This window comes from Acinetobacter sp. YH01004, from assembly GCF_013420455.1.
Taxonomy (GTDB): domain Bacteria; phylum Pseudomonadota; class Gammaproteobacteria; order Pseudomonadales; family Moraxellaceae; genus Acinetobacter; species Acinetobacter towneri.
The window spans coordinates 26581-51398 of the sequence record NZ_VOXZ01000009.1; the positions used below are offsets into that span (position 1 = coordinate 26581).

Here is a 24818-nt window from a genome sequence, read left to right on the forward strand (position 1 = left end):
GTCATTAAACTTTAACAAAAGAATGAGAATAATTATTAGCTGATAATATCTCTAATTTATTGCTATTTTTAGATTGATTTTTATTCATAGCAATTTAGTCAGATTTGCTTTTTTAAAATATAAGTATTTTAGTCAGATTTTGAATTATTAATTACAAGTGTTTCTGTCAAGTTTAAAAAATATTACTTTCCTCCATTTATTCTCTGCAACACCCAAAAACAAACTATTGATTTATAATAAGTTAACAATATATTTTCATTTTAACTGTGCCAGCTATTTTTTTTTGTATGTTTTTGTTTAATAATATAAAACACAGTTTAAAAAATAGGCTTATAAAAGTGAGCTTAGTTCCTAAAGATTTAAATAGAAAAGTAGTTCGTGAACTCACGGTCATTTTAATAATTAAGGTCGTGCTGTTAATGGTCATCAAAAATATTTGGTTTGATGCCCCAACTATTCCTCAAAATTTTGATTCACAAGTTGCTGAGCGTATTGCTGGCAGTCCTTCCTCAATCAAGGAGACACGTTGATGATTTCTGAAAGCGTGGTCGATCTCTCGCGGTTCCAATTCGCAATGACCGCGATGTATCACTTTATTTTTGTTCCACTGACTTTAGGTCTGGCTTTTATTCTTGCCATTATGGAAACCACGTATGTGATTTCTGGTAAAGAAATTTATAAAGACATGACCAAATTCTGGGGAAAACTCTTCGGTATTAACTTTGCCTTAGGGGTAACCACTGGTTTAACCATGGAGTTCCAGTTTGGTACAAACTGGGCGTATTACTCACACTACGTGGGTGATATCTTTGGTGCACCACTCGCAATTGAAGGTTTAATGGCCTTCTTCTTAGAATCGACCTTCATTGGTTTATTCTTCTTTGGATGGGATCGCCTCTCCAAAGTGCAGCACTTATGTGTAACGTGGCTGGTTGCGCTTGGTTCTAATATGTCCGCTCTCTGGATTTTAGTTGCCAACGGCTGGATGCAGAACCCAGTGGGTTCTACCTTTAACTACGAAACCATGCGTATGGAATTGGTTGACTTCGGGGCGTTAATTTTTAACCCTGTTGCGCAAGTTAAATTCGTACACACTGTTTCTGCAGGTTATGTAACGGGTGCTATTTTCGTTTTAGCGATTTCAAGTTATTACTTATTGAAAAAGCAAGACTTGCCATTTGCGCGTCGTTCATTCGCTATTGCAGCAATTTTCGGTTTAGCTTCTACTTTATCTGTAATTCTACTTGGTGATGAATCAGGTTATGAATTAGGTGATGTTCAAAAAACCAAACTCGCAGCAATTGAAGCAGAATGGGATACTCACCCTGCTCCTGCAGCGTTCACTTTATTTGGTATTCCAAACGAAGAAACGCAAACGACAGATTACGCAGTTAAAATTCCTTATGTCATGGGGATTATTGCAACGCGTTCTATCACCGAAGAAGTGACTGGTATTAAAGACCTGATCGCAAACCACGAAGTTCGTATTCGTAACGGTATGGTTGCTTATCAACAACTTGAGCAATTACGTGCGGGCGACCAATCTCCTGAACTTAAAGCTGCATTTGAGCAAACTCAAACCGATTTGGGTTATGGTTTATTGTTGAAAAAATACACGCCAAACGTAGTAGATGCGACTGACGAACAAATTAAAATGGCTGCTGCGGATACTATTCCACACGTACCAAGTTTGTTCTGGGCATTCCGTGCCATGGTAGCTTCTGGTTTCTTAATGCTGTTGTTATTCGCACTTGCAACTTTTGCAGTGGCTAAACGCAACGCAGAAAGCAAACCTTGGTTATTAAAATTTGCGTTATTCTCATTACCATTACCTTGGATTGCAGCGCAAACAGGTTGGTATGTAGCAGAAGTTGGTCGTCAACCATGGACAATTGGTGAAGTACTTCCAACACACTTGTCTGCATCTTCACTCAGCACTGGCGACGTATGGGGCTCAATCATTGCATTGGCAGCGTTCTATACCGTTTTGCTGATTATTGAAATGTACTTGATGATCAAATTCTCACGTCTAGGCCCAAGCTCGCTTCATACTGGTAAATACCACTTCGAGAAAATTGAAGCTGCGAAAAAAGCCAATGAGGAGGCTTAAGCATGATCGAATATGAATTACTCAAAATCATTTGGTGGGTGTTAGTGGGTGTATTACTCATTGGCTTTGCCCTCACCGATGGCTTCGACATGGGCTCAATGGCGATCATGCCATTTGTAGGTAAAAATGACGAAGAACGCCGTGCTGCAATCAACACGATTGCACCGCACTGGGATGGTAACCAGGTTTGGTTCATTACAGCGGGTGGCGCGTTATTTGCTGCTTGGCCAATGGTATATGCAACAGCATTCTCAGGCATGTATTGGGCACTACTCTTAGTTCTGTTTGCCCTATTCCTGCGCCCAGTTGGTTTTGACTACCGCTCAAAACTTGAAAACACCAAATGGCGTACATCTTGGGACTGGGGTTTGGCTGTAGGTGGTGCAGTTCCTGCATTAGTGTTCGGTGTTGCGTTTGGTAATATGTTCCTTGGCGTACCATTTACCCTAGACGAAACTGTACGTTCAACATATACAGGCAGCTTCTTTGCATTATTAAACCCATTCGCTTTAGTGTGTGGTTTAGTCAGCTTGTCTATGCTTTGCGCGCATGGTGGTGCATGGTTAATGCTGCGTACCGATGGTGACTTACGTGCACGCTCTGCAAAAGCAACGCAAATCATGGGCATTGTGTTCCTTGTGTGTTTCTTGGGTGCAGGCGCATGGCTATACTTCGGTGGTATCGAAGGTTATACCCTAGTCACTCCATACGACACGAACGGCGTAGCAAACCCATTGGCTAAAGAAGTTTTAACCAATGCAAACCCAGGTTGGATGAACAACTACTCAGCGTACCCTATTACCATGATTGCACCAATTATGGGCATCTTGGGCGGTATTTTGATTATTCTTGCAGCAGGTAAAAACAAAGCTGGTTTAAGTTTCACAGGTTCATCTTTAGCGGTGATCGGTGCGATTTTAACTGCAGGTTTTGCATTGTTCCCATTCTTAATGCCATCAAGCCTCAACCCAGTTGCAAGCTTGACCATGTGGGATGCGGTATCAAGTAAAAACACATTAACTGTAATGACTGTTGCAGCATGTATCTTCGTACCAATTATTTTGCTATACACCACTTGGTGTTACTACAAAATGTGGGGCGTTATCACCAACAAGCACATTAAAGAGAATTCACACAGCCTTTACTAAGGCTGTGTCTAAGGAGAATAAATTATGTGGTACTTTGCATGGATTCTCGGTATTCTGATGGCATGCTTTGCAGGTGTCTTGAGTGCCCTGTATATTGAATCTCATCAAGACCTTGACGAGGAATAATTAGATGACAGACACTGCAGTGAACGCTGAAACAACAGTTCAAAAACCGAACAAGATTGCGATGGTTATTTCATGTTTATTGGCATTCCCACTCGCAGCTGTACTGCTTCTTCATCCAGCAGCAATGCTGGATGCCAACGGTGAATATAGCCACCGTGCCATGATGTTTATTATGATTGGTATTTCAGGTGGCTTTGTACACGGTGTTGGTTTTATTCCACGCTTTTGGTTTTGGAAATGGTTATTTAGCCCATTTGTGGCTTGGCCATTGATGATTTGGGGTTATTACACTTGGTTTCTTTAATGAGGTGTAAATAAATTCCTTGAAAAGAGCGCAATATGCGCTCTTTTTTATTGGCTTAATATTTAGGAGCCGCAGATCATTCCTCTGCATCTTCACCATATAAAACAGCGTATAAAATTTTGAAACTTACAATCTAAAAGAAGAACTAAGCTCAAAACTCAGGCAGAAAAAAGCCAAACACTACGGTTTGGCTTTTTTCACAACATATTTTCGCACTTGGCAATGATTATGCACCTTGCTTAAAGCATATTGTTATTTCGGCTCAATGGGTGCAAACGGTGCAACCACATCGGCATTCTGCGCACGATGACGCATGAAATGATCCATCAATACAATCGCAAGCATAGCTTCTGCAATTGGCGTTGCACGCACACCTACGCAAGGATCATGGCGTCCTTTGGTCAGTACATCCGTATCTTCACGGTTTAAATTAATGGTTTTACCAGGTGTAGTAATACTGGCTGTTGGTTTTAAAGCAATCGCAACACGAATATCTTGACCACTAGAAATACCGCCTAAAATACCGCCTGCATGGTTCGCCAAAAAGCCGTCAGTGGTCAGTTCGTCACGGGTTTCATGCCCAAACTGCGCTGCCACTGCAAAACCATCTCCAATTTCAACGCCTTTCACAGCATTGATAGACATCATGGCATGGGCAATATCGGCATCTAAACGATCAAAAACAGGTTCCCCCCAACCCACAGGAACTTTTTCAGCCACAATTTCCAGTTTTGCACCACAGCTTGTACCCTGTTCACGCAAAGACGTTACCAAAGCTTCAAAACGTGGTACAGCATCGGCATCGCCACAGAAAAATGGATTGTTTGGTACTTCGTTCCAATCTAGCTTTTCAGCTTTTTCTGTACCAATTTGAGTGACGTGACCACGAATCACAATTCCAAATTTTTCGAACAGGTATTTTTTTGCAATTGCACCTGCTGCAACGCGCATTGCTGTTTCACGTGCGCTTGAACGTCCACCACCACGATAATCGCGGAAACCATACTTTTGCGTATAGGTATAATCTGCATGCCCAGGGCGGAAAGTCTGTGCAATATTACCGTAGTCTTTCGATTTTTGGTCAGTATTACGAATCAGTAAACCAATTGAAGTTCCAGTGGTTTTACCTTCAAAGACACCTGAAATAATTTCAACTTCATCGGGTTCTTTACGCTGTGTCGCAAACTTAGACGTACCCGGTTTACGGCGATCCAAATCTTTTTGTAAATCTTCTGCAGACAGTTCAATCCCCGGTGGCACGCCATCGACAATCGCCATCAGACCTACGCCATGAGATTCACCACAAGTCGTTACACGGAAAAGTTGCCCTATACTATTACCTGCCACGTCCAACGACTCCTTATGCTTGAACAGATTGAATAAATAAATCGCGATATTGACGGCATTGTGCTGCAGTCAATGCAAAAATACCTGAACCACCTTTTTGGAATTTTAACCAGTGCAAATCAACCGTGTTGAAATTCTGTTTCATCGCCCATTCAGAATTACCTACTTCAATCACAATCAGACCATCTTCAGTTAAGTAATCTGCCGCCTGCGCCAACATTTTACGGACTAAATCTAAGCCGTCTTGCCCTGCTGCCAATGCCAATTCTGGCTCATGATGGAATTCTTCAGGTAAATCTGCCATATCTTCCGCATCAACATACGGCGGGTTAGATACGATTAAATCATACTGATTTTCGGCTGGGATTTTGGCGAATAAATCAGACTCAAGCAACGCCACTTGGTATTGTTTGTTGTGATGTTCACAGTTAATTTGTGCGACTTCCAAAGCATCTTTTGAAATGTCAGTTGCATCGACTTCAGCATCTGGAAAAGCATAAGCCAAAGCAATCGCAATACAACCTGAACCCGTGCACATATCCAAAATACGTTGTGGGGTTTTAGGCGCAGCATTGGCTGGTAAATTGTTATCTGCTTCGCGCATTTGACCTTCTTCATCTAGGCAATATGGCGCAAAACGATTTTCAATTAGCTCGGCAATAGGTGAACGTGGAATTAGAACACGCTCATCGACATAAAATGGTTTTCCGAAGAAATACGCCAAGTTTAATAAGTAAGAAGTTGGTACTTTTTCATTGATACGACGTTCGAGCAAGCTTAAAAATTCAGCTGCTTCGCTCGGCAATAATTTTGCATCTAAAATTTCAGCGTCTGCATTCCAGTCTAAAGACAAAGTTTGTAACACCAATGCAGAACTTTCTGCAAAATAATCTTCTGTACCTTGACCTAAATGTGCATCGTATTGACGTAGTGCTGTAACCCCAAAGCGAATAAAATCACGAATGGTTGATAGGTTTTCAGCAGCTTCCTGCAAATGTTCAGGGCTAATTGTCGGTCGATCCACTTAAGGCGCTCCAAGGTCAAATTTTAAAACGCCTTATGATACCTTGTTTTGCTCGGTTTTATAATGTTTAAGCAGTTTCCAAGTAATTTATTTACTATGGTTTTACTTATTTGATTCCCACAAACTGACCTTGATAATAATCAGCGCGCTCTGCTGTTTGCAGCAAAACACATTGTGCACGTTGTAATGCGGCAAAATCGCTTTGAGTCGATAAATAACAGCGTTGTTTTACACGGTTTTCCCAAAGTTGATGCTGTTGTTGAATATTACTGGCATTGCCTGCGCTGCGTTTTACATAGGCTTTATAGTGTTTTTTGAGTCGTTTGGTTTGTGCTTTTTGCTCAGTTTTAATACATTTTTGCGATTGGGAAATTTTGCCATAACTATTGTTCATACATTGCGTATAGCCTTGTGAAACGCCATTCGCCCAAACTTGAGCTGTACCCAAAGTCAGCATCCCCAATAGTGTAAATATCCAAACTTTCATATTTTCCCCTGAGCGCAGTCTGTTTTTAAAGCGCGGTAAATTTTCAATATTTTATAATTTTACAAAACCCAAATTGCTGCATTGATGCTACAAGATTCAGGTTAAAAAGCATATAGTCAATCCCCTGCTTTTTATGATTCAGTCTATGATAAATGCACAACAATCATTGAAAAATGTGACAATATCCCAATAATTGAATTACTCATTTTATAGATGAAACTTTCAGCCTTATGAGCTACAAACACAATAATTTGATGGCCATGCGCCAAAGCTATTGGAACGACAACCACTCCGAAGCAGTCTTGATTGAAAAACAATTTTTTCAGCAAATTTTGATTGAAAACGGCATTTTTGAAAATTCGTCATTAGATGATGCCAAATATCTATTTTTTAGTTTGCCCAGCGTGATTATTGTTAAGGGATATGCGCATGGTTTTTTACACGATTCTGTAAAATTGATGATTCTCAAATTTATCCAAGACAACAAAGCGCAATTGATGAAAAAAGCCGAAACCAAAGTGCAATATCGGATGTAAAAGTACTTTTAAGCCGTTTTTCATACTTTTTTCACGAGGAAACTCGTCGTTCAGCAAGTTGAACTTTTTTAATACGTTAAGACGCGCTAATATCCGTTACAATCTAATTTTCCTGCGTATTGCTGATTTAAGGATTGATTTTAATGTCAGATCAGAACGATAAGCTTAAACAACTCAAGACTTCCTCTATGGATCGACGCTTATCCATCGCAAAGGCATCTTTACTTGCAGGAACACGATGGGCAGCCTCGAATGCCACCTCTATGTTTTCAAGCGAAGAAGAAAAAGAACGTAAACGAAAAAAAGCCATGAAAGAACAAGCCGATTACTTGGTGGCTGAAATTGGCAAACTCAAAGGCTCTATCGTGAAGATTGGGCAAATGATGGCGCTGTACGGCGAACATTTTTTACCTGAAGAAATTACGCAAGCACTCAACACGCTGAATAACCAGACTGTCGCATTGGCATGGCCTGCGATTAAACAGCAATTACAGGCACAGTTAGGTACCAAACTTGATGATCTCACCATTGATCATGAGCCATTAGGTACAGCCTCTTTGGCTCAAGTTCACCGCGCGACCCGCAAGTCGGATGGTTTGGAGTTGGTATTAAAAATCCAATATCCAGGCGTAGCAGATGCGATTGACTCAGACATGAGCCTATTTAGAAATATGCTCAAATTGACACGCATGGTGCCGCAAACCCGTGAATTTGATCAGTGGTTTGATGAAGTGCGTGAAATGATGCATCGTGAAGTCAACTATCAAATTGAAGCGGAAACGACACGTCGTTTTGCTGCCCGTTTAAAAGATGATCCGCGCTACATTGTGCCGCAAATTGTGGATGAATACTGTAGCGACCAAGTGCTGTGTATGACCTTTGAACGTGGCGTACCGATTAACAGCCCTGTCATGCTCTCATTACCTCAAGAACGCCGTAACCAATTAGGCGAAGCCTCTTTAGAAATTGCTGTGCGTGAAGTATTTGAATGGGGCGAAATGCAGACTGACCCGAACTTTGGCAACTACTTAGTTCGCTTAGGTAATGGTGAAGATATTCACGATAAAATTGTACTGCTCGACTTTGGTGCTATTCGTCAATTTGATCAACACTTGCTGACTGTGGCGCGTAATTTGATCAAGGCGGGTTATTACCACGACCCACAAATGATGGTGAATGCCATGACGGGTTATGAGTTTTTTGACAGCATCCCTGAAAGCATTAAACCTGACATGGCAAAAGTGTTTCTATTGGCAACCGAAGCCTTTAGTCACTTAGACAATAACCGCGATTTACCTGCAGGCGTGATGGATGAACAATCGCGCTATGACTGGAAAAAAAGTCAGCTGCATAGCCGTGTCATGCAACAAGCATCTAAATCGATGGCTTCGCGTTACTTTAGTGTGCCGCCTAAAGAATTTATGTTTATTAGCCGTAAATTTATTGGTGCCTACACCTTTATGACCGTGATTGATGCGAAAACCAATGTCCGCAAAATGATTCAAAAGTTTATTTAAGTCCCAACTTTTATTTCTTTGATCAAAGCTGTTATATAGACCTAAATGATTGTTGCCCACTCGATGCAATTGTCATTTAGGTCAATTTATTTTAAAAGCGTAGATTTCTATAAAATTAATAATCTATAAAAATCCACATATTAGTCCAGTTATAAGAAAATTTTTACCGTTTATCTTTGACAATTCTGCATGTCAGCAATGACATAGTTTTTTTATAGTCTGCATGTCAGCATAAAAAACAAGCATTCTCTGTGTAGGACAACACAATCATGAGTCAAATGATAAACAAAGCCCAAGGATTCGGCTTAGCGCTACTCACTAAAATGGCATCGAGTGATCTGCTCGATCAATTCAAATTACGCAAATGGGTTGAACAATCTCTATATCACTCAGCCAAAGCAGGTTTTAAAACCTTTGAAACCACTCAAAAAAATTTTAAAAGCACACAAAAATTACCGCAACAACGACTGACACGTCAATCCAAAGATTTATTTGATTTGTCATTGAGTGAAGAACAGCAAATGCTGGTCGATGCCATGCAGCAATTTGCTACAGAAGTGATCTATCCATTGGCACATCAGGCAGATCATGATGCGAAATTCCCACAAGTATTATGGCAATACAGCACAGATTTAGGTTTGAACACCTATGCTCTGCCCGAAGCTTTAGGCGGTGTTGCCACTGAACAAAATATTGTCAGCCATATTTTAATTGCCGAACAATTGGCACGTGGCGACTTTGGCTTAACCGCAGGATTACTTTCCACATTTGGCGTAATGAATGCCATAACTCGCTGGGGTTCAGAACAGGTTCAAAATCAGTATTTATCTGCGTTTTCCGAAACAGACGCGAACCATCCAACGCCACTTCAAGCCACTTTTGCGATTCAGGAAAATACTGCTGCGTTTAATCCGTATCAGCTAAAAACCAAAGCGACTTTGCAAAATGGACAGTACCTAATTACAGGTGAAAAAACGCTGGTGATTTTGGCCGAAACAGCAGATTTATTTTTGGTTAGTGCAGAGCTAAATGGTCAAGCCGATGTGTTCATTGTGCAACGTGATGCTTCTATTCAATTTAAAGCAGCGCCTGCAATGGGCTTAAAAGCCTGCGAAACGGCGACTTTAAAGTTTAATCAAACCCCTGCGGAGCGTTTAGGCACAGATGATTTCGATTACAGCGCATTTTTAGATTTAGGCAATCTCATGTGGTGCGCCATGGCAGTTGGTTGCTGTGAAGCAGTGAAAAGTTATTGTATTCGCTATGCCAATGAGCGCACTGCATTTGGCGAACCAATTTCACATCGTCAAAGTGTGGCTTTTATGATTGCAGATATGGCCATTGAAATTGAAGCCATGCGCATGCTGTTGCTGAATGCAGCGAGTCTTGCCGAATCGGGTAAAAACTTTCATCGAGAAGCATATTTAGCACGTCTGCTCTGTGCAGAAAAATCTATGCAAATTGCCACCAATGGCGTGCAAATTTTAGGTGGTCATGGCTTTACCAAAGAACATCCTGTAGAGCGTTGGTATCGTGATTTACGTGCGACTGCAATTATGCATTCAGGCTTGCATGCTTAATCTCACACCATCAATAAACGATAGCCAGCTAGAAAAATAAGGAATACATCCATGAATTTACAAAATCCAAAAAAATTCAAAATGTTGGTCGATCAGGCACATGAAGTTGCTTTAAATGTATTACGTCCCATTTCAAGGAAATATGATAAAGCCGAACACGCCTACCCGAAAGAATTAGACATGCTTGCCGCCTTAGTTGATGGTATGAACCAAGCGGGCGATGGCATGAATGCAGGTGCAGCAGTCAACAAACGTGGTGACACATCTACAGGTAACAAAAATGGCGTAAATATGTCTACCGCACTGAGTATTGTCGAAATGTGTTATGGCGATACAGGTTTATTACTCAGTATGCCACGCCAAGGTTTAGGTAATTCTGCGATTGCTGCGGTGGCCAATGAAGAACAATTACAACGCTTTAATGGTGTTTGGGCAGCCATGGCAATTACCGAACCCAACTGTGGTTCTGACTCTGCGGCTATTCGTACCACTGCCACCAAAGTAGACAATGAATATATTTTAAATGGTGAAAAGATTTTTGTGACCTCTGGTGACCGCGCCGATGCCGTTGTTGTGTGGGCAACCTTAGACAAAAAACTGGGACGTGCTGCGATCAAATCCTTTGTTGTGACTAAGGGCACACCTGGCATGACCGTGGAACGCTTAGAACATAAATTAGGGATTAAAGCCTCGGACACAGCAACAATTCGATTTGAAAATTGCCGTGTTCCTGCGAGCAACCTTTTAGGCAATGCAGAAATTGATGTTGCCAAAGGGTTTGCAGGTGTGATGGAAACCTTTGATAACACTCGCCCTTTGGTGGCAGCTATGGCCGTTGGTTGTGCCAAAGCCGCTTTAGAGCGGATTAAGGAAATTTTTAAAGACCAATTAGATGCAAATTATGCCACGCCCTATTTACAGTGTTCACATATCGCAGCACAGACTTATCGGATGGAAGCAGAATGGGAAGCCGCACGTTTATTGATGCTCAAAGCAGCATGGATGGCAGACAATAAACAGCCTAACTCACGCGAAGCTTCTATTTCCAAAGCCAAAGCTGGTCGCGTGTGTAATGAAATCACGCTCAGGTGTGTCGAGTTAGCTGCATCGGTGGGTTATAACGAAGATGAGTTATTGGAAAAATGGGCACGTGATTCGAAAATTTTAGATATTTTTGAAGGTACGCAACAGATTCAGCTATTGATTATTGCCCGTCGTGAATTAGGTAAAAGTTCGAGTGAGCTCAAGTGATTTTATGATTTAAGGCATATAGTAAAGTAAGATAAAAGACAGATTTTCATAGAAATATTGCTATAAATTTCTGTCTTTTTCTATATAAATTAATCTTCAGGTGAAAAAATTGCGATATATCTTGCTAAAACCTCATCCAAAACATCTGCGTGCGAGGATTCTAAAAACCGCGCGTGTCTAGCTTCAAAATCTAAAGCTCTAGGTTGATCACAACGCACAATACCTGTAGTTTTCCCACCAATAAGCTCTACAGCGAAACCCATATTTCGTGCAAAGTTTCCACCAGAAGTAATAGGCAAAACAATCGGCATTTTAGTAATAAGATTAAATGACTTAGGTGAAATAACAAATACAGGTCGCTTACCTTGTTGTTCATGTCCAAGTGTTGGATCTAATGAAATCAAATAAATATCGCCTTGATTCATTAGATTTCTTCTCGCCCAACTGCTTTTACATCATGCCACGCATCTTGCTCTAATGCTAAAGCTTGATGCTCTTGCAGCAAGTCAGCCAATTTATAAGATGGCTTCGCTTTAGGTTCGACCACTAACTTACCATTCACAATGCTCAGAGAAACTTCCTTTCCCGCATCTAAACCTAAACTTTTTAATAATGTAGGCGGTACGGCAAGCATGACCGAACCACCTACTTTTCTCAAGTTTGTATGAATCATACCCACCTCAATATTATATAAATATATAACTTTATTATGCGCCAAAATGAGATGAAGTCAATTCATAGTAAGATGAGTGAAAATAGACATCTGGTATACATCTCAATCTTTCCTTTGAAAGATATATACAAAAGAAATATCAAAATGAATATTAAAAAATAATCTTAATAATTCAATCAATTATCCACCACACCAAATTTCTTAAAAATTCGTGCACGGCGTTTAGGCTGAATATTGGCTTTGTTTAAATTGCCTTGATAATGTTCAAATACACGTTTATCCATAATTTTAAACCACAAAGGTGGAATCATGGCAGGCAGCAACATGCTGGCATAACCGCTTGGTAATTCAGGCGCTTCATCAAAATGTCGCAAAGCCTGAAATGGTCGGGTTGGATAAGCATGATGATCGGAATGACGTTGTAATTGATACAAAAACAAATTGGTCACAATATTGTTATTATTCCAGCTGTGTTCAGGCATAGTGCGCTCATATTTGCCATGCGCATCTTTTTGTCTAAGCAAGCCATAATGTTCTATATAATTAATTATTTCAAACAGGCTAATGCCATAAAAAGCCTGTGTCGCCAAATACGGAATGATCCCAGTACCAAAACGCGCCAACAATGCAGCATAAAATGCCGCACTCATGCCCCAGCCTTGTAATAATTCATTGTCTTTCGACCAAAAACTTTTGCCTTTACGTTTTAAACGCTGAGTTTCAATTTGCAGTGCAGACTTAAACGAACCTTTTACCGTGCGGGGCCAAAACTCATAAAATGTTTCTCCCATACGTGAAGATGCAGGGTCTTCAGGTGTCGCAGCACGTTTATGATGCCCATACGGATGCTCAACCCGAAAATGGTTATATCCTGTTGGTGCTAAAGCCAAATGTGACAGTAAGTGATCTATTTTTGAAGATTTATGGCTGAGTTCATGCGCAGTATTGACAGCAATACCATTCACCATCCCCATGGAAATACCCAGAAAAATTTTATCGACTAACGAGGTTTGTGGCCGTCCAACCAAATAAGCTGCATAAATATTGGCGGCATATTGCAAAGGAATAAAACTTTTCACCAAACGCGAATAATACCGATCTTCCTCAAGTCGTTTCACATCTTCATTGCTTGGGTTATTGGCATCTTGACCAATTAAAGTATCAATTGTTGGAATAATCACATGCAATAATAAAGGGCCACCTAGAGCAAAAACTTTTTTCGCAGGCTTCGGAGCGAATTGATAACCCGCCAAAATCCCCATCCCCAATACAGGTAAAAATGGGCTGATCAACCATAAATAACGCTTTTTATCGAGTTGAGCCGCGCTTTTATAAGGAACATCCTGTTCCATCTCTTTAAGCAAATGAAGTGGTGCGTTCATCTTATTTTCTTCCTTCTACGCTGTTCTACCTATATATTTGAGGAAAGACACGAGAATGAACAGTTGCAGACGTCCAAAAAAGCTATGCAAAAGTCTTTGGCGCAAAAATGCGCTATATTGTCCTGAAATCACAGGTTTATTTTTTATAATGATTTATGCTTAAAATATGGATGCTTTAAGTAAAATTTTTGATGATATACATCTGCACCAATCAGAATATATCTATTTAAATCCTCAAGGAGATTGGTCATTTCAATATCGTGACCAAGGGGCAATGCTGGCTTATGTCGTGCTGCAAGGCTCGTTGCATATTCATTTATCTGCACAGACACAACTTCACATTGATGCAGGTGATATTGTCCTGATTCCATCGGGTTGCAGCCATTACGCAAGTGCAGATGCAGACACCCACTGGGCAGAACACTTTGATATTTCAGATTTATTTCAAATTCAGTCACAGCAGTCAATAAAATTTGGCACTACAAATCACACACAAGCTGAAGACGCATTTATTTTGGTGATTCAATGCCACATGGATACCACCATGGCAAAACCGCTTTTAAGTGCCCTCCCCGAATATCTGCATATTCCGCATATCATGTGTAGCACTGCACCTGAATGGTTACAAATTGGCTTGCAATTTTTAGCGGTGGAAAGTCATCAAATCCGACCAGGAAGAGATAAAATTTTAGATCACCTAGTCAGTATTTTACTAATTGAATGTGTGCGTGATTATATTTCTCAGCTTGATGACTCGAATAACTGGCTCGGCGCTTTGGCACATCCTGAACTTTCCAATGCACTCGCAGCTATTCATGGTCAACCTGAACAAGCATGGACGGTAGAAAGTTTGGCAGAACAATGTTGCATGTCACGTTCTAAATTCGCCAATTTATTTAATCAGGTGATTGGTGAACCGCCTTTGGCATACTTACAGCAACATCGGCTTCGCTTGGCATCACATTATTTACAACAAGGACAATTGTCGATTCAACAAATTGCCCACCGTGTCGGTTATTCTTCTGAAACTGCCTTTAGCCAAACCTTTAAAAAGCAATTTGAGCTAACACCTAGCCAATATCGGCAGCAGTTTCAAAACAACAATGCAATCACGAAATGAACAGTTTAACGATCTAAAATCGCCAAAATTGCTTGTGCAGGGTCTTCGCTGTTATCGGACAATAATTGCTTATGCATAGTGATATGTTGCATCACTTGAATTTGTGCAGTTTCGATATAAATTAACTTTTCAATTTCTGCTGCCAAACGCTCTGGTGTTGCATCATCCTGAATTAATTCCTGAATAACCTTTTTACCTGCAATAATATTTGGCAATGAATAATAAGGAATTTTCACCAACAGTTTCGCAATCCAGTACGTAATGCGATTGAGCTTATAAAACGTAACCATTGGACGATGTAATAGCATCGCTTCTAACGTCGCCGTGCCTGAAGCCAGTGCAATCATATCGGACGCATTCATTACCTGACGACCAATTTTGGATTCTGTGCCACGATTTTCCATCAATTGCACTTTGTCTTGTAATGCACTCGGATAAGACTGCAGTAACGCTTCAATTTGTTGTTTACGTGCATCATTAATTGCAGGAATTAAAAACTTAAACTGCGGATATTTTTGCGTCAAAATATAAGCCGCATCTAAAACTAACGGCCCTAAACGCTCAATTTCACCACGTCGGCTACCAGGCAATAACGCAATATGTTGTTGCTGTTGGTCTAAACCCAATTCTTGTTTTGCTGCAGCAATTGGATTTTCCAACGGCAACTGACTCGCCAAAGGATGTCCGACAAAGGCTGCAGGCACATCCCATTTTTTAAAAAAGGCTTTTTCAAACGGAAATAAACACAGTACCAAATCTATACTGGCTTTAATGCCATGTACCCGACCTTGTCGCCATGCCCATACCGAAGGACTGACATATTGCACGGTTTTAATCGGCAAGTTTTTCTGTTTTAAACTTTTGGCAAGACGTAAATTAAAATCAGGCGCATCAACTCCGACAAAGACATCGACGGGATGTTGAGTCCACTTTTCGACCAAACCATCCCGTACTGCAAAGAGTTTTTTCAAATCTTTCAGCACTTCAACAATGCCCATTACCGATAAAATATCCATCGGATAATAACTTTTAAAACCTTCCGCAATCATTTGTGGGCCACCAATGCCTTCAAACTCTGCATCAATGCCTTGCTCACGAAAACGTCGCATGAGTTGTGCCCCTAAAGTATCACCCGATACTTCTCCCACAACGATACCTATTTTAAGTTTCCGATTTTGCAAGCGTTTTGTCCTCTAAATTTTAATGGATATGAATTTTCGCATTTTAGCATAGCCACTGTATTTTGTAAGAAACAGAAAGTAAGCCGTGGCTTGAATCTGCGATCTTTTGCACTGATTTTCCACATTGACTATATCTGTTTTAAGAATAAGTAAATCATTAATCAAGACAACAGCTTATTGCCAAAAGTCATAATATATTCACGATTTTTGACTTCGGCATATCTTCATGGTTGGTCCTTTAGAGTTTATTTTGGCAGGTGTATTGGTCGGCTTCTGCGTGGGTGTGACTGGCGTAGGTGGCGGTTCACTGATGACTCCCATTCTGATCAGCTTGTTTAAAATTGAACCGCATATCGCAATTGGAACAGACCTACTTTATGCCGCCATTTCAAAATTCTGCGGCTCATTGGTTCATGCCAAAAAAATGAATATTGTATGGCCCATTGTCATTTGGCTTGCGGTGGGCAGTATCCCTGCTTCATTTGCGACCCACTGGGTTTTAGAGAATTATTTAAGCCAATCTACCCATTACAAAATGGTACTGACCGTGGTACTGGGCTTTATGTTGACCTTAACTGGCATCTCAATTGTGTTTCGCAGTCAAATTGAAACGTTTTTTAATAAATACCATAAACAAGAATTGCCCGATATGACCCAAGACCTTGAAAAGGTCAAACTACAGGCTGCAGATAAGCGTGCCCTCATTGTAATTATGGGAGTTGTACTGGGTGTATTTGTCACACTTTCTTCAGTGGGTGCAGGTGCTTTTGGCATCATGGCATTGGTGCTGATGTTCCCGAATCTACCGATGATTCGTATTATCGGTTCAGATGTCGTGCATGCCGTCTTACTTACCCTAGTTGCAGGCTTAGGTCACATGAGTTCAGGCAATGTCGACTTTCACCTATTGGTTTGGTTGTTGGTTGGCTCGATTCCTGCAATTGTGGTGGGAACTTTAGTCAGTTCACGTTTACCTGAAAAAGTGATTCGTAAAGTTTTAGGTATTACCTTATTTATTATCGGGATTAACTTTATGGTCAATCCTGTGAAATCAAAACCTATCAGCACACCAGAAACTGCAACAGCAGTTTCTGAGGCACAAGCCAGCCAATAATGAATGCTTTATCTGACAGGATTTTGCTAAAACAGACCGTTTAATTTATCTACCCGATTCATCACTTATTTTTTAAAGAAGTATTCATCTTTTTATAACAAAATACAGTGAAATTCATGTTATATTCAGACTATTAAACAATCTTTTGTATGATCAAACCAGTGACGGCAATGAATACTTTACAGTCTAATCCTCTTACACAATCAGACATCGATGACGTGAATATTGAAAGTATTCAGCCACTCGTGACTCCTGCAGAATTAAAAACTGAGTTACCTTTGACTGAAAATGCTTATCAAACCGTTCTTCGTGGTCGTGAAACAATCCGCAATATTTTAGATGGTAAAGACAAGCGTCTATTTGTGGTGATTGGTCCATGTTCTATTCATGACCCTGCTGCTGCACATGAATATGCAGATCGTTTAAAAGTATTAAGCGAAAAAGTAAAAGATTCTCTTTATATTGTGATGCGTGTTTATTTTGAAAAACCACGTACTACAGTGGGCTGGAAAGGCTTAATTAACGATCCAGACATGAATGACTCTTTTAATATTGAAAAAGGCTTGCGTCTTGGTCGTAAACTTTTACTTGAGTTAAATGAAAAAGGTTTGCCATGTGCGACTGAAGCACTTGATCCAAACTCTCCGCAGTATTATCAAGATTTAATTTCTTGGTCTGCAATTGGTGCACGCACTACAGAAAGCCAAACGCACCGTGAAATGTCATCTGGTCTTTCTTCTCCAGTCGGCTTTAAAAATGGTACAGATGGCGGCTTAACAGTTGCTACCAATGCCATGCAGTCGGTAAAACACGGTCACAGCTTCTTGGGTCTTAATGATCAAGGTCAGGTTTCAGTAATTCGTACTAGCGGCAACCCGTATGCACACGTGGTTTTACGTGGTGGTAATGGCAAGCCTAACTACGATGCAGGCTCTGTTGCAGATGCTGAAAATGCATTAAACAAAGCCAAAGTCAGCACCAAAATCATGATTGACACCAGCCATGCTAACTCAAACAAAGACCCATTCTTACAGCCATTGGTATTAAAAAATATCACTGAGCAAATTTTAGATGGCAATAAGTCTATTGTTGGGATTATGGTCGAAAGTCACCTGAAAGGTGGTCGTCAAGATATTCCTGAAAACTTATGCGATTTAGAGTATGGTAAGTCTGTGACTGACGGTTGTATCGACTGGGATACCACTGAAAAAGCATTGCTTGAAATGCATGAAGCATTAAAAGACGTTTTAGTGAATCGTTAAGATTTAAAAACGCCATCTTCATGATGGCGTTTCTATTTGTAGCATAGGAAATTCTGCGCGCATGAATGACATTGAAACCCAACTTAGCCAAATTAAAAATTTCCAGTTCATTCATGAGCGTTTGTTTTCTTCAGGTCAGCCTACGGCTGAAGAATTAAAACAAATTAAAGAATATGGTATTGGCACTGTCATTAATTTGGCTGAAAGTGATGCGGAACACGCCCTTCCCCATGAAGACAAAATTTGTCTGGATGTTGGACTAAACTATATTCAACTGCCAATTTCATGGGAAACACCATCCTCTGATCAATGTTTATTATTGCTCGATTTGGTCAATCATTTATTAGAAAGCCAAATGGTGTGGGTACATTGCAGCAATAACAACCACGTCAGTAGTTTAATGTATTTGTATCGTCAATATTTTATGGATGTGGATATTGCAACGGCTCAAGACTTTTTACATGATATCTGGAAACCCAATGAAACTTGGACAGGCTTAATTCACGCCGTTTCTTTGCAATTACAAGGTCGTAAAGCCACGCAAGATTTACAACAAGCTTTAGAATCTGCTGAACTTTCTTAATTCAGCAGATTGTATAGATAAAATTCTAACGCGATTATTTTGTATGAGAAATCAATACAATCGCTGTTGCTAAAATACCTTCCTGACGCCCAGTAAAACCTAATTTTTCAGTGGTTGTCGCTTTGATACTGATTTGTGTGACCTCTACATCCAATACATCAGCGACACTTTGGCGCATTTCTAGCGTATGCGGTGCAAGTTTAGGACGTTCGCACGCCACAGTAATATCGGCGTTATTCAGTTTATAGCCACGGTCTAAAATGAGTTGATAAACCTGTTTAAGCAATACCCGACTATCTGCACCTTTATAATTTGGATCAGTATCTGGAAAATGCTGCCCAATATCCCCCAGCGCCAAAGCACCTAATAATGCATCGCATAGTGCATGCAGCACTACATCACCATCTGAGTGTGCTTTTAAACCTTGTGTATGAGGAATTTGAACACCTGCAAGCGTCACAAAATCTCCCGCTTCAAAGGCATGAACATCTAATCCTTGTCCAATACGAATCTGTGCAACCATGTTCAACTCCTGTAGAAATAAATCATTGAAATCTTGTATTCATACTTTCGATTTCGCTATATTAGACCTAGCGCAACATAGTGAAAGTATAAGCGATCATGCTGTTGAAATCTGAGATTCATCTTATCAAAAACTTAAGTACACTGCTGTTATTTGGCTGTTTATATTCATCTTTCTCTTATGCACAAGGGATTGATTGTAGATCTACACCCAATAAAAAGTTGGCGCAGGTGTGCACAGAAAATTTCTCAGAATTGCGTGAAAAATTAAGTGATCAACATTTAACAGCTTATTTGATGAGTGATGCGCCTATTCGCTTGTTAGAAGATACTCAGCAATTGTGGATCCAACGCTTACAGCAATGCAAAAGCTTAAATTGTTATACTCAGCAATTTGATTTTAGAATTGATCAACTGAATTTTTTCACTTCAATGAATCAAAGCATGACTCAACATTATTTAAAATATGAAAATGGTCAATTTGCTGCACAACCCGTACATTTACAAATTCATCAACTCAATAAAAACAGCATTAAAATTGAAGGTATTGCTTATCGCAATCCAAATAACCGCCTTGAAAGCCAAAGTATTGCCTTTTTAGCTTATACAACACCTGATCAAAAAAACAAAATCATCGACAATGAGCACGATTGCAGTTATGAGTTTAATTATTCTAAAGCAATCTTAAAAATTCAAACCAAACAAAAAGGTTGTGAACGCTTTGCGGGCATCTATCGTTTATACGATTAATGCTGAACAATAGATTGTATTAGACAGATTAAATGAGCAACCACAACACAATTGGCAAAGTTAATGCGGCGAATACGGTTTGCAAGCTAATAATTGAAGCCATTAAACGACTATCTCCCCCTAAAACTTGTGTAAGTACATAAGCTGCCGATGCAGTAGGTAAAGCAAAAAACAAGACTAAAATTTGCGACTCCAACACTGGAACATTTAAGCTCTGACAAATTAGCCAAGCCAAAGCAGGCATAAATAACAAACGCCCGAACACATTCAATGCCAATGCGAATACATCTCGTTGCAAGCCATTAAATTGTAATGCTGCGCCCACACACATTAATCCCAAAGGCAAACTGCATAACGCTATTTGACGAATAAAATGCGCTGCACCTTCCCACAAGCTCAAACCTGATAAATTAAATAGACCGCCAACAATACACCCTAAAATTAATGGATTTTTCATTAATGACCATAAGATTTGCTTTGCCTGTAAAGTCTTAGTATCGCTTAAAGCCAGCACAGATAAAACATTCACCAATGGAATGCAGAACACCAAAATAATCGCAAACAGCGCCATGCCCTGCACCTGAAACAATGCTGCGACCAAAGCCAAACCGATATACGTATTGAAACGTACCATGCTTTGCATATACACCCCAAAACGGACTGCGGGTGTTTTGAAATAGCCGCGCAAGGCATATAACAGACAACTTACTAAAGCCACAATAATCCCTACGACCGACAAAATCTGTGCGATTGATTTCGCTTCAATGTTTGCTGTAGCGAGGTTTAAAAACAACATGCTAGGAAACAAAATATAGTAATTTAACTTTTCTGCACCCTTCCAAAATGGCTCATCCAACATACGTGATTGCTTAAGCAGATAACCCATTGCAATTAAGGCAATCAAAGGGAAAAGTGCAATAAAAATTAAATGGGTCATGGGGTGCTCTGTGTTACTGTTATGCTGTTCTTTTTAAATTATTGCTTAATAAATAAAGTAAATTTACTGGATATTATAAGGATTGTTTTGTGTTTATCCTAATTGCTTAGGCTTTTTAAAACCACAAAAAGAGAAAAAGATGATAATAGCAAAACTCACCTACATCATCTTTGAGATGGATTCTGTATTAACGATGAGTATGGATAGACATCACAATCCCCATACTCGCCAACATGGAAATAACAGCCGTTCCACCATAACTCATCAGCGGCAATGGGTCACCCGTTACAGGTAAAATACCACTCACCATCCCTGAGTTTAGAAATACAAAGAAAAAGAAAGTCAGACCAACCGTGCCTGCATACAAACGTCCAAAATTATGGAAACAATTCATCCCAATCATCAAACAACGTAAAATAATGGCAGCAAACAAACTGAACAGTAAAAATACGCCAATAAAACCAAATTCTTCGGCATAGGTCGACATAATAAAGTCAGTATGATGTTCAGGCAGATAACCCAAATGTGATTGCGTTCCTTCTAAATAACCTTTACCTGTAAAGCCGCCTGAACCAATGGCAATTTTAGATTGAATAATATTCCAGCCTGCCCCCAAGGCATCCGACTCTGGGTCAAATAAGGTTAGTACCCTTTTCTTTTGGTACTCCTGCAAAAAGAACATCCAAAGCAATGGTGCTGCGAGCGCCAATGCAGTGATTGCTCCTAAGATTAATCGCCATGACATGCCACTTAAAAATAGCGCAAAGACACCAGGAATAATCAAACCAATGTTTAAATCGGGTTGCAATGCCACCAAGACAAAAGGAATCATCATAATCACTAAAGCGACAATGATATGGATCAATTTAGGCGGGAAAGCACGACGCGAAAAATACCACGCCATCATCAATGGCATGGCAAATTTCATAGATTCACTGGGTTGCATACTGCCAATACCCGGCAAGCTGATCCAGCGTTTTGCCCCCATACGGGTTTCACCAATGACCAAAACCAAAGCCAGCATGATGACTGCAAAGATATAAAAATATGGACTGGCAGCTTGATATACCTTAGGCGGAATTTGCGCCAAAATAATCATGGCGATAAAACCAATGCCAAAACTGGTTGCTTGACGCAGCACCATCCCCATATCTTGCGCGGTGGCACTATATACCACCATTAAACCCAGAATCGCATTTAAAATCAGAAAACACAGCAACCATGGATCTAAATGTAATTTAGTCCAGCGTGAGGAATCATTTTTAATGCTTCTACCATCACGTAATGAGTGACGTAAAAAACGATACTGCTGCGATGGATTCATGCGACTCAAAGGTATTTAAAATAGACAGGATGGACAATTATAGAAGCAAAGCGGCACAGAGTGAATCATTAAAGCTTAATCGTTGAAGATTCAAGTTTAACGCGGTGTTAATTACACTAGATTTTTATCATCCATGTTGTTGTGAGGCTAAAATTAAACGTGCCAGCTCTAAATCATCGGGATAGGTGATTTTAATATTATCCGAACGACCGTGCACAACATTTACAATTTGCCCTGCTGCTTCTAAAGCACTGGCCTCATCGGTAATCGTCAATTGCTGTTTTAATGCAGATTCAATGGCTGTTTTAAGCACATCAAGTTTAGCAATTTGCGGAGTTTGCGCTTGCCAAAGTTGGTCACGGCTTACCGTGGTTTCAATTTTTGTGCCTTGGCTTACCTTTTTTAAAGTATCACGCACTGGAATAGCCAAAATTGCACTTTGATCTGTTGCCAGTGCAGTCTGATACAACTGTTCAAGGCAAGCAGCTGTCACACAAGGACGCGCTGCATCATGCACCAAAACCCAGTCATCTACATGGGCGATTTCAGATAAATAATGCAGTGCATTCAAGACTGAATCCACTCGCTCTGCACCACCTACGCAAAAATGTGCTTTTTCTTTTTCTGCCAAGTTTAGGTTTTGCGCCACATCATCTGCTTGACCAATCGCCAAAACATAACCCGCTAAAGGCAAGTGATTTAAACGTGCGATGCTGTGCGCTAAGACTGTTTGATCTTGAATATACTGATATTGTTTAAGTTCAGTTCTAGAAAAACGACTACCAGAACCCGCTGCGGGAATAACCGCCCAAAGTTTAGGGTGTCGGGGCGGTTGCTGCTGCAGGTTGTTGTGATTCATTGGTGCGTAAATCTACTGTGGAATTTGGTTGAATATAAATTGGTTTATATTGTGTGCTGATGGTGCTCATTTGCACAAAGGTTTCATGTGGCTTAATTAAGCCTAAATCTAAACGGGCATGCTCTTCAATGGCTTCTACCCCATTTTTTAAATCATAAACTTCTGCTGCAAGTACACGATTGCGCTCCTTCAGCTCTGTATTTAATTCTATTTGTTGTTGGATTTTTTCTGTCAGTGCAGCATGGTCACGATAACCACCTTCACCAAACCAGTGTAAATATTGAAACCCTGCGATCAAAAAGATCGCAAGGCCCAACAATGCTTTACTCGCTTTGGAGTCAAATACATTTAATAATGACATCTACTGATTTCGCTTAGTTCAAACCTTTGAACTCAGCTTTACCGCGATATGCAGCATTCGTCAATTCTTCAATACGAAGTAATTGGTTATATTTTGCTACACGGTCAGAACGGCACAGTGAACCAGTCTTGATTTGACCTGCTGCTGTACCTACTGCAAGATCCGCAATTGTAGAATCTTCAGTTTCACCTGAACGGTGTGAAATAACAGTTGTGTAACCATTGGCTTTCGCAAGGTAAATTGCATCAAGCGTTTCAGTCAAAGTACCAATTTGGTTGTACTTGATCAGGATTGAGTTACCTACTTTTTCATCGATACCGCGTTGTAAGATTTTCGGGTTAGTAACGAACAAGTCATCACCGACCAATTGAATCTTGTCACCTAAGATCGAAGTGAGGTAAGACCAACCTTCCCAATCAGACTCATCTAAACCATCTTCAATTGAGATAATTGGATATTGATTTACAAGACCAGCTAAATAGTCAGAGAATTGGTTGCTTGTGAATGCTTTGTTGCCTTCACCTGCAAGAATGTACTGACCATTTTTGTAGAATTCTGAAGATGCACAGTCAAGCGCCAACATGATGTCAGAACCCGCTTTGTAGCCAGTCTTCTCAATAGCTTCAAGAATAACTGTGATTGCTTCTTCGTTAGAACGTAAGTTTGGCGCAAAACCACCTTCATCACCCACTGCTGTGTTTAAACCTTTTTGATTCAATACAGATTTTAATGAGTGGAAAATTTCTGCACCAGCACGTAATGCTTCAGAGAATGAAGTAAAGCCCACTGGCTCAATCATGAACTCTTGAATATCAACGTTGTTGTCTGCGTGTGAACCACCATTTAAGATGTTCATCATTGGTACAGGCATGGTTAAAATGCTGTTGTTACGAAGGTCTGCGATGTATTGGAAAAGAGGAATTTTCTTTTCATCAGCAGCAGCGCGCGCAGCAGCCAAAGACACGGCTAAAGTTGCGTTAGCACCTAATTTTTCTTTGTTTTCAGTACCATCAAGCGCAATCATGGTGTTGTCGATGTCTTTTTGTTCAAACACAGACTTACCAAGTAAAGCATCACGAATTAAAGTATTGACGTTATTTACCGCAGTTTTAACGCCTTTACCCAAGTAACGTGCTTTATCGCCATCACGAAGTTCTAGAGCTTCACGAGAACCAGTTGAAGCACCTGATGGTGCACATGCACGGCCAACTACGCCAGATGCTAAGATTACGTCTGCTTCGATGGTTGGGTTACCACGAGAGTCCAAAATTTCACGTGCACGAATGTCAACGATTTGGCTCATGAACAATTCCTCAGTTG

27 protein-coding genes are annotated in these 24818 nt (G+C 40.3%); 14 read left to right on the forward strand and 13 right to left on the reverse strand.

The window, feature by feature from the left end:
• Positions 1-338: 338 nt before the first annotated feature.
• Genes cydP through FTT71_RS07835 form a run of 5 tightly spaced genes read left to right on the forward strand, consistent with a single transcriptional unit; the run spans position 339 to position 3688 of the window.
• Entirely contained in the window at positions 339-530 is a 192-nt protein-coding gene (gene cydP / locus FTT71_RS07815) for a cytochrome oxidase putative small subunit CydP (RefSeq protein ID WP_004973408.1), read from the forward strand.
• Complete coding sequence (locus FTT71_RS07820) at positions 530-2110, forward strand: cytochrome ubiquinol oxidase subunit I (RefSeq protein WP_096900849.1); 1581 nt, start codon at positions 530-532, stop codon at positions 2108-2110. The genes cydP and FTT71_RS07820 overlap by 1 nt, the downstream gene beginning before the upstream one ends.
• A 2-nt stretch (positions 2111-2112) precedes the next feature.
• The gene (gene cydB / locus FTT71_RS07825; protein ID WP_004973405.1) at positions 2113-3258 is read left to right on the forward strand and encodes a cytochrome d ubiquinol oxidase subunit II; all 1146 of its coding nucleotides are present in this window, start codon (positions 2113-2115) and stop codon (positions 3256-3258) included.
• A 24-nt stretch (positions 3259-3282) separates the two neighbouring features.
• Positions 3283-3384: a cytochrome bd-I oxidase subunit CydX gene (gene cydX, locus FTT71_RS07830; RefSeq protein WP_004860610.1), complete on the forward strand. Its 102-nt coding sequence runs from the start codon at positions 3283-3285 to the stop codon at positions 3382-3384.
• 4 nt (positions 3385-3388) lie between these two features.
• Positions 3389-3688, forward strand: coding sequence for a cyd operon YbgE family protein (locus tag FTT71_RS07835; RefSeq protein WP_004973403.1), 300 nt, complete (start codon positions 3389-3391; stop codon positions 3686-3688).
• Between the two features lie 252 nt (positions 3689-3940).
• Here FTT71_RS07835 and aroC read toward each other — a convergent pair whose 3' ends face one another.
• From aroC to FTT71_RS07850, 3 genes are all read right to left on the reverse strand, one after another.
• A complete protein-coding gene (aroC, locus tag FTT71_RS07840) occupies positions 3941-5035 on the reverse strand; it encodes a chorismate synthase (RefSeq protein ID WP_004973401.1) in 1095 nt (364 codons plus the stop codon).
• A gap of 13 nt (positions 5036-5048) precedes the next feature.
• The gene (prmB, locus tag FTT71_RS07845) at positions 5049-6059 is read right to left on the reverse strand and encodes a 50S ribosomal protein L3 N(5)-glutamine methyltransferase (protein ID WP_004973398.1); all 1011 of its coding nucleotides are present in this window, start codon (positions 6057-6059) and stop codon (positions 5049-5051) included.
• A 106-nt stretch (positions 6060-6165) separates the two neighbouring features.
• Complete coding sequence (locus FTT71_RS07850; protein ID WP_004973395.1) at positions 6166-6546, reverse strand: DUF1311 domain-containing protein; 381 nt, start codon at positions 6544-6546, stop codon at positions 6166-6168.
• Between the two features lie 230 nt (positions 6547-6776).
• Here FTT71_RS07850 and FTT71_RS07855 point away from each other — a divergent pair, with 230 nt between their 5' ends.
• The 4 genes from FTT71_RS07855 to FTT71_RS07870 all read left to right on the forward strand — a co-directional run bounded on the left by FTT71_RS07855 (position 6777) and on the right by FTT71_RS07870 (position 11430).
• Positions 6777-7082 carry a hypothetical protein gene (locus tag FTT71_RS07855; protein WP_154320717.1) on the forward strand — a complete coding sequence of 102 codons (306 nt, stop codon included), beginning with the start codon at positions 6777-6779 and terminating at the stop codon, positions 7080-7082.
• A 143-nt stretch (positions 7083-7225) separates the two neighbouring features.
• Entirely contained in the window at positions 7226-8599 is a 1374-nt protein-coding gene (locus tag FTT71_RS07860) for an AarF/ABC1/UbiB kinase family protein (RefSeq protein WP_180160847.1), read from the forward strand.
• Positions 8600-8868: 269 nt separating this feature from the next.
• The gene (locus FTT71_RS07865; protein WP_004973388.1) at positions 8869-10179 is read left to right on the forward strand and encodes an acyl-CoA dehydrogenase family protein; all 1311 of its coding nucleotides are present in this window, start codon (positions 8869-8871) and stop codon (positions 10177-10179) included.
• Between the two features lie 51 nt (positions 10180-10230).
• Positions 10231-11430 carry an acyl-CoA dehydrogenase family protein gene (locus FTT71_RS07870; protein ID WP_179991099.1) on the forward strand — a complete coding sequence of 400 codons (1200 nt, stop codon included), beginning with the start codon at positions 10231-10233 and terminating at the stop codon, positions 11428-11430.
• Between the two features lie 89 nt (positions 11431-11519).
• Here the strand turns inward: FTT71_RS07870 and FTT71_RS07875 are convergent, their stop codons facing one another.
• The 3 genes from FTT71_RS07875 to FTT71_RS07885 all read right to left on the reverse strand — a co-directional run bounded on the left by FTT71_RS07875 (position 11520) and on the right by FTT71_RS07885 (position 13485).
• Positions 11520-11855, reverse strand: coding sequence for a type II toxin-antitoxin system PemK/MazF family toxin (locus FTT71_RS07875; RefSeq protein WP_004973384.1), 336 nt, complete (start codon positions 11853-11855; stop codon positions 11520-11522).
• Complete coding sequence (locus FTT71_RS07880) at positions 11855-12103, reverse strand: AbrB/MazE/SpoVT family DNA-binding domain-containing protein (RefSeq protein ID WP_004973383.1); 249 nt, start codon at positions 12101-12103, stop codon at positions 11855-11857. Before FTT71_RS07880 ends, FTT71_RS07875 begins: the two co-directional genes overlap by 1 nt.
• Positions 12104-12279: 176 nt before the next feature.
• Positions 12280-13485 carry an alkane 1-monooxygenase gene (locus FTT71_RS07885; RefSeq protein WP_180160848.1) on the reverse strand — a complete coding sequence of 402 codons (1206 nt, stop codon included), beginning with the start codon at positions 13483-13485 and terminating at the stop codon, positions 12280-12282.
• Between the two features lie 166 nt (positions 13486-13651).
• Here FTT71_RS07885 and FTT71_RS07890 point away from each other — a divergent pair, with 166 nt between their 5' ends.
• On the forward strand, positions 13652-14605 hold the full coding sequence (locus tag FTT71_RS07890; protein ID WP_180160849.1) for an AraC family transcriptional regulator: 954 nt from the start codon (positions 13652-13654) through the stop codon (positions 14603-14605).
• A 5-nt stretch (positions 14606-14610) separates the two neighbouring features.
• On the opposite strand, the gene lpxB is transcribed toward FTT71_RS07890, so the two are convergent.
• On the reverse strand, positions 14611-15786 hold the full coding sequence (lpxB, locus tag FTT71_RS07895) for a lipid-A-disaccharide synthase (protein WP_004973375.1): 1176 nt from the start codon (positions 15784-15786) through the stop codon (positions 14611-14613).
• A 226-nt stretch (positions 15787-16012) separates the two neighbouring features.
• Between lpxB and FTT71_RS07900 the strand changes: the two genes are divergently transcribed.
• The 3 genes from FTT71_RS07900 to FTT71_RS07910 all read left to right on the forward strand — a co-directional run bounded on the left by FTT71_RS07900 (position 16013) and on the right by FTT71_RS07910 (position 18745).
• The gene (locus FTT71_RS07900) at positions 16013-16900 is read left to right on the forward strand and encodes a sulfite exporter TauE/SafE family protein (RefSeq protein WP_004973373.1); all 888 of its coding nucleotides are present in this window, start codon (positions 16013-16015) and stop codon (positions 16898-16900) included.
• Positions 16901-17070: 170 nt separating this feature from the next.
• Entirely contained in the window at positions 17071-18162 is a 1092-nt protein-coding gene (locus FTT71_RS07905; RefSeq protein ID WP_042068745.1) for a 3-deoxy-7-phosphoheptulonate synthase, read from the forward strand.
• 61 nt (positions 18163-18223) lie between these two features.
• A complete protein-coding gene (locus tag FTT71_RS07910) occupies positions 18224-18745 on the forward strand; it encodes a protein tyrosine phosphatase family protein (protein ID WP_004973370.1) in 522 nt (173 codons plus the stop codon).
• A 34-nt stretch (positions 18746-18779) separates the two neighbouring features.
• Here FTT71_RS07910 and ispF read toward each other — a convergent pair whose 3' ends face one another.
• Positions 18780-19268: a 2-C-methyl-D-erythritol 2,4-cyclodiphosphate synthase gene (ispF, locus tag FTT71_RS07915; RefSeq protein ID WP_004973369.1), complete on the reverse strand. Its 489-nt coding sequence runs from the start codon at positions 19266-19268 to the stop codon at positions 18780-18782.
• A gap of 98 nt (positions 19269-19366) precedes the next feature.
• Here ispF and FTT71_RS07920 point away from each other — a divergent pair, with 98 nt between their 5' ends.
• On the forward strand, positions 19367-20017 hold the full coding sequence (locus FTT71_RS07920) for a hypothetical protein (RefSeq protein WP_004973366.1): 651 nt from the start codon (positions 19367-19369) through the stop codon (positions 20015-20017).
• Between the two features lie 28 nt (positions 20018-20045).
• Here the strand turns inward: FTT71_RS07920 and FTT71_RS07925 are convergent, their stop codons facing one another.
• The 5 genes from FTT71_RS07925 to eno form a co-directional block, all read right to left on the reverse strand.
• A complete protein-coding gene (locus FTT71_RS07925) occupies positions 20046-20954 on the reverse strand; it encodes an AEC family transporter (RefSeq protein ID WP_154320714.1) in 909 nt (302 codons plus the stop codon).
• 187 nt (positions 20955-21141) lie between these two features.
• The gene (rodA, locus tag FTT71_RS07930) at positions 21142-22278 is read right to left on the reverse strand and encodes a rod shape-determining protein RodA (RefSeq protein ID WP_180062386.1); all 1137 of its coding nucleotides are present in this window, start codon (positions 22276-22278) and stop codon (positions 21142-21144) included.
• A gap of 127 nt (positions 22279-22405) precedes the next feature.
• On the reverse strand, positions 22406-23137 hold the full coding sequence (gene ispD, locus FTT71_RS07935; RefSeq protein WP_167846042.1) for a 2-C-methyl-D-erythritol 4-phosphate cytidylyltransferase: 732 nt from the start codon (positions 23135-23137) through the stop codon (positions 22406-22408).
• On the reverse strand, positions 23094-23498 hold the full coding sequence (locus tag FTT71_RS07940) for a septum formation initiator family protein (RefSeq protein WP_167846043.1): 405 nt from the start codon (positions 23496-23498) through the stop codon (positions 23094-23096). Before FTT71_RS07940 ends, ispD begins: the two co-directional genes overlap by 44 nt.
• A gap of 13 nt (positions 23499-23511) precedes the next feature.
• Entirely contained in the window at positions 23512-24801 is a 1290-nt protein-coding gene (gene eno / locus FTT71_RS07945; protein WP_004973347.1) for a phosphopyruvate hydratase, read from the reverse strand.
• Positions 24802-24818 lie beyond the last annotated feature (17 nt).

Coding starts and splice junctions, on each gene's coding strand:
- FTT71_RS07880 (WP_004973383.1), bottom strand. CDS start 12,103: ATGATTCATACAAACTTGAGAAAAGTAGGTGGTTCGGTCATGCTTGCC.
- FTT71_RS07870 (WP_179991099.1), top strand. CDS start 10,231: ATGAATTTACAAAATCCAAAAAAATTCAAAATGTTGGTCGATCAGGCA.
- FTT71_RS07850 (WP_004973395.1), bottom strand. CDS start 6,546: ATGAAAGTTTGGATATTTACACTATTGGGGATGCTGACTTTGGGTACA.
- ispD (WP_167846042.1), bottom strand. CDS start 23,137: ATGAATCACAACAACCTGCAGCAGCAACCGCCCCGACACCCTAAACTT.
- FTT71_RS07855 (WP_154320717.1), top strand. CDS start 6,777: ATGAGCTACAAACACAATAATTTGATGGCCATGCGCCAAAGCTATTGG.
- FTT71_RS07820 (WP_096900849.1), top strand. CDS start 530: ATGATTTCTGAAAGCGTGGTCGATCTCTCGCGGTTCCAATTCGCAATG.
- FTT71_RS07890 (WP_180160849.1), top strand. CDS start 13,652: ATGGATGCTTTAAGTAAAATTTTTGATGATATACATCTGCACCAATCA.
- FTT71_RS07940 (WP_167846043.1), bottom strand. CDS start 23,498: ATGTCATTATTAAATGTATTTGACTCCAAAGCGAGTAAAGCATTGTTG.
- ispF (WP_004973369.1), bottom strand. CDS start 19,268: ATGGTTGCACAGATTCGTATTGGACAAGGATTAGATGTTCATGCCTTT.
- FTT71_RS07905 (WP_042068745.1), top strand. CDS start 17,071: ATGAATACTTTACAGTCTAATCCTCTTACACAATCAGACATCGATGAC.
- FTT71_RS07925 (WP_154320714.1), bottom strand. CDS start 20,954: ATGACCCATTTAATTTTTATTGCACTTTTCCCTTTGATTGCCTTAATT.
- rodA (WP_180062386.1), bottom strand. CDS start 22,278: ATGAATCCATCGCAGCAGTATCGTTTTTTACGTCACTCATTACGTGAT.
- eno (WP_004973347.1), bottom strand. CDS start 24,801: ATGAGCCAAATCGTTGACATTCGTGCACGTGAAATTTTGGACTCTCGT.
- cydX (WP_004860610.1), top strand. CDS start 3,283: ATGTGGTACTTTGCATGGATTCTCGGTATTCTGATGGCATGCTTTGCA.
- FTT71_RS07865 (WP_004973388.1), top strand. CDS start 8,869: ATGAGTCAAATGATAAACAAAGCCCAAGGATTCGGCTTAGCGCTACTC.
- FTT71_RS07920 (WP_004973366.1), top strand. CDS start 19,367: ATGCTGTTGAAATCTGAGATTCATCTTATCAAAAACTTAAGTACACTG.
- cydB (WP_004973405.1), top strand. CDS start 2,113: ATGATCGAATATGAATTACTCAAAATCATTTGGTGGGTGTTAGTGGGT.
- FTT71_RS07885 (WP_180160848.1), bottom strand. CDS start 13,485: ATGAACGCACCACTTCATTTGCTTAAAGAGATGGAACAGGATGTTCCT.
- FTT71_RS07910 (WP_004973370.1), top strand. CDS start 18,224: ATGAATGACATTGAAACCCAACTTAGCCAAATTAAAAATTTCCAGTTC.
- FTT71_RS07875 (WP_004973384.1), bottom strand. CDS start 11,855: ATGAATCAAGGCGATATTTATTTGATTTCATTAGATCCAACACTTGGA.
- FTT71_RS07900 (WP_004973373.1), top strand. CDS start 16,013: ATGGTTGGTCCTTTAGAGTTTATTTTGGCAGGTGTATTGGTCGGCTTC.
- FTT71_RS07860 (WP_180160847.1), top strand. CDS start 7,226: ATGTCAGATCAGAACGATAAGCTTAAACAACTCAAGACTTCCTCTATG.
- FTT71_RS07835 (WP_004973403.1), top strand. CDS start 3,389: ATGACAGACACTGCAGTGAACGCTGAAACAACAGTTCAAAAACCGAAC.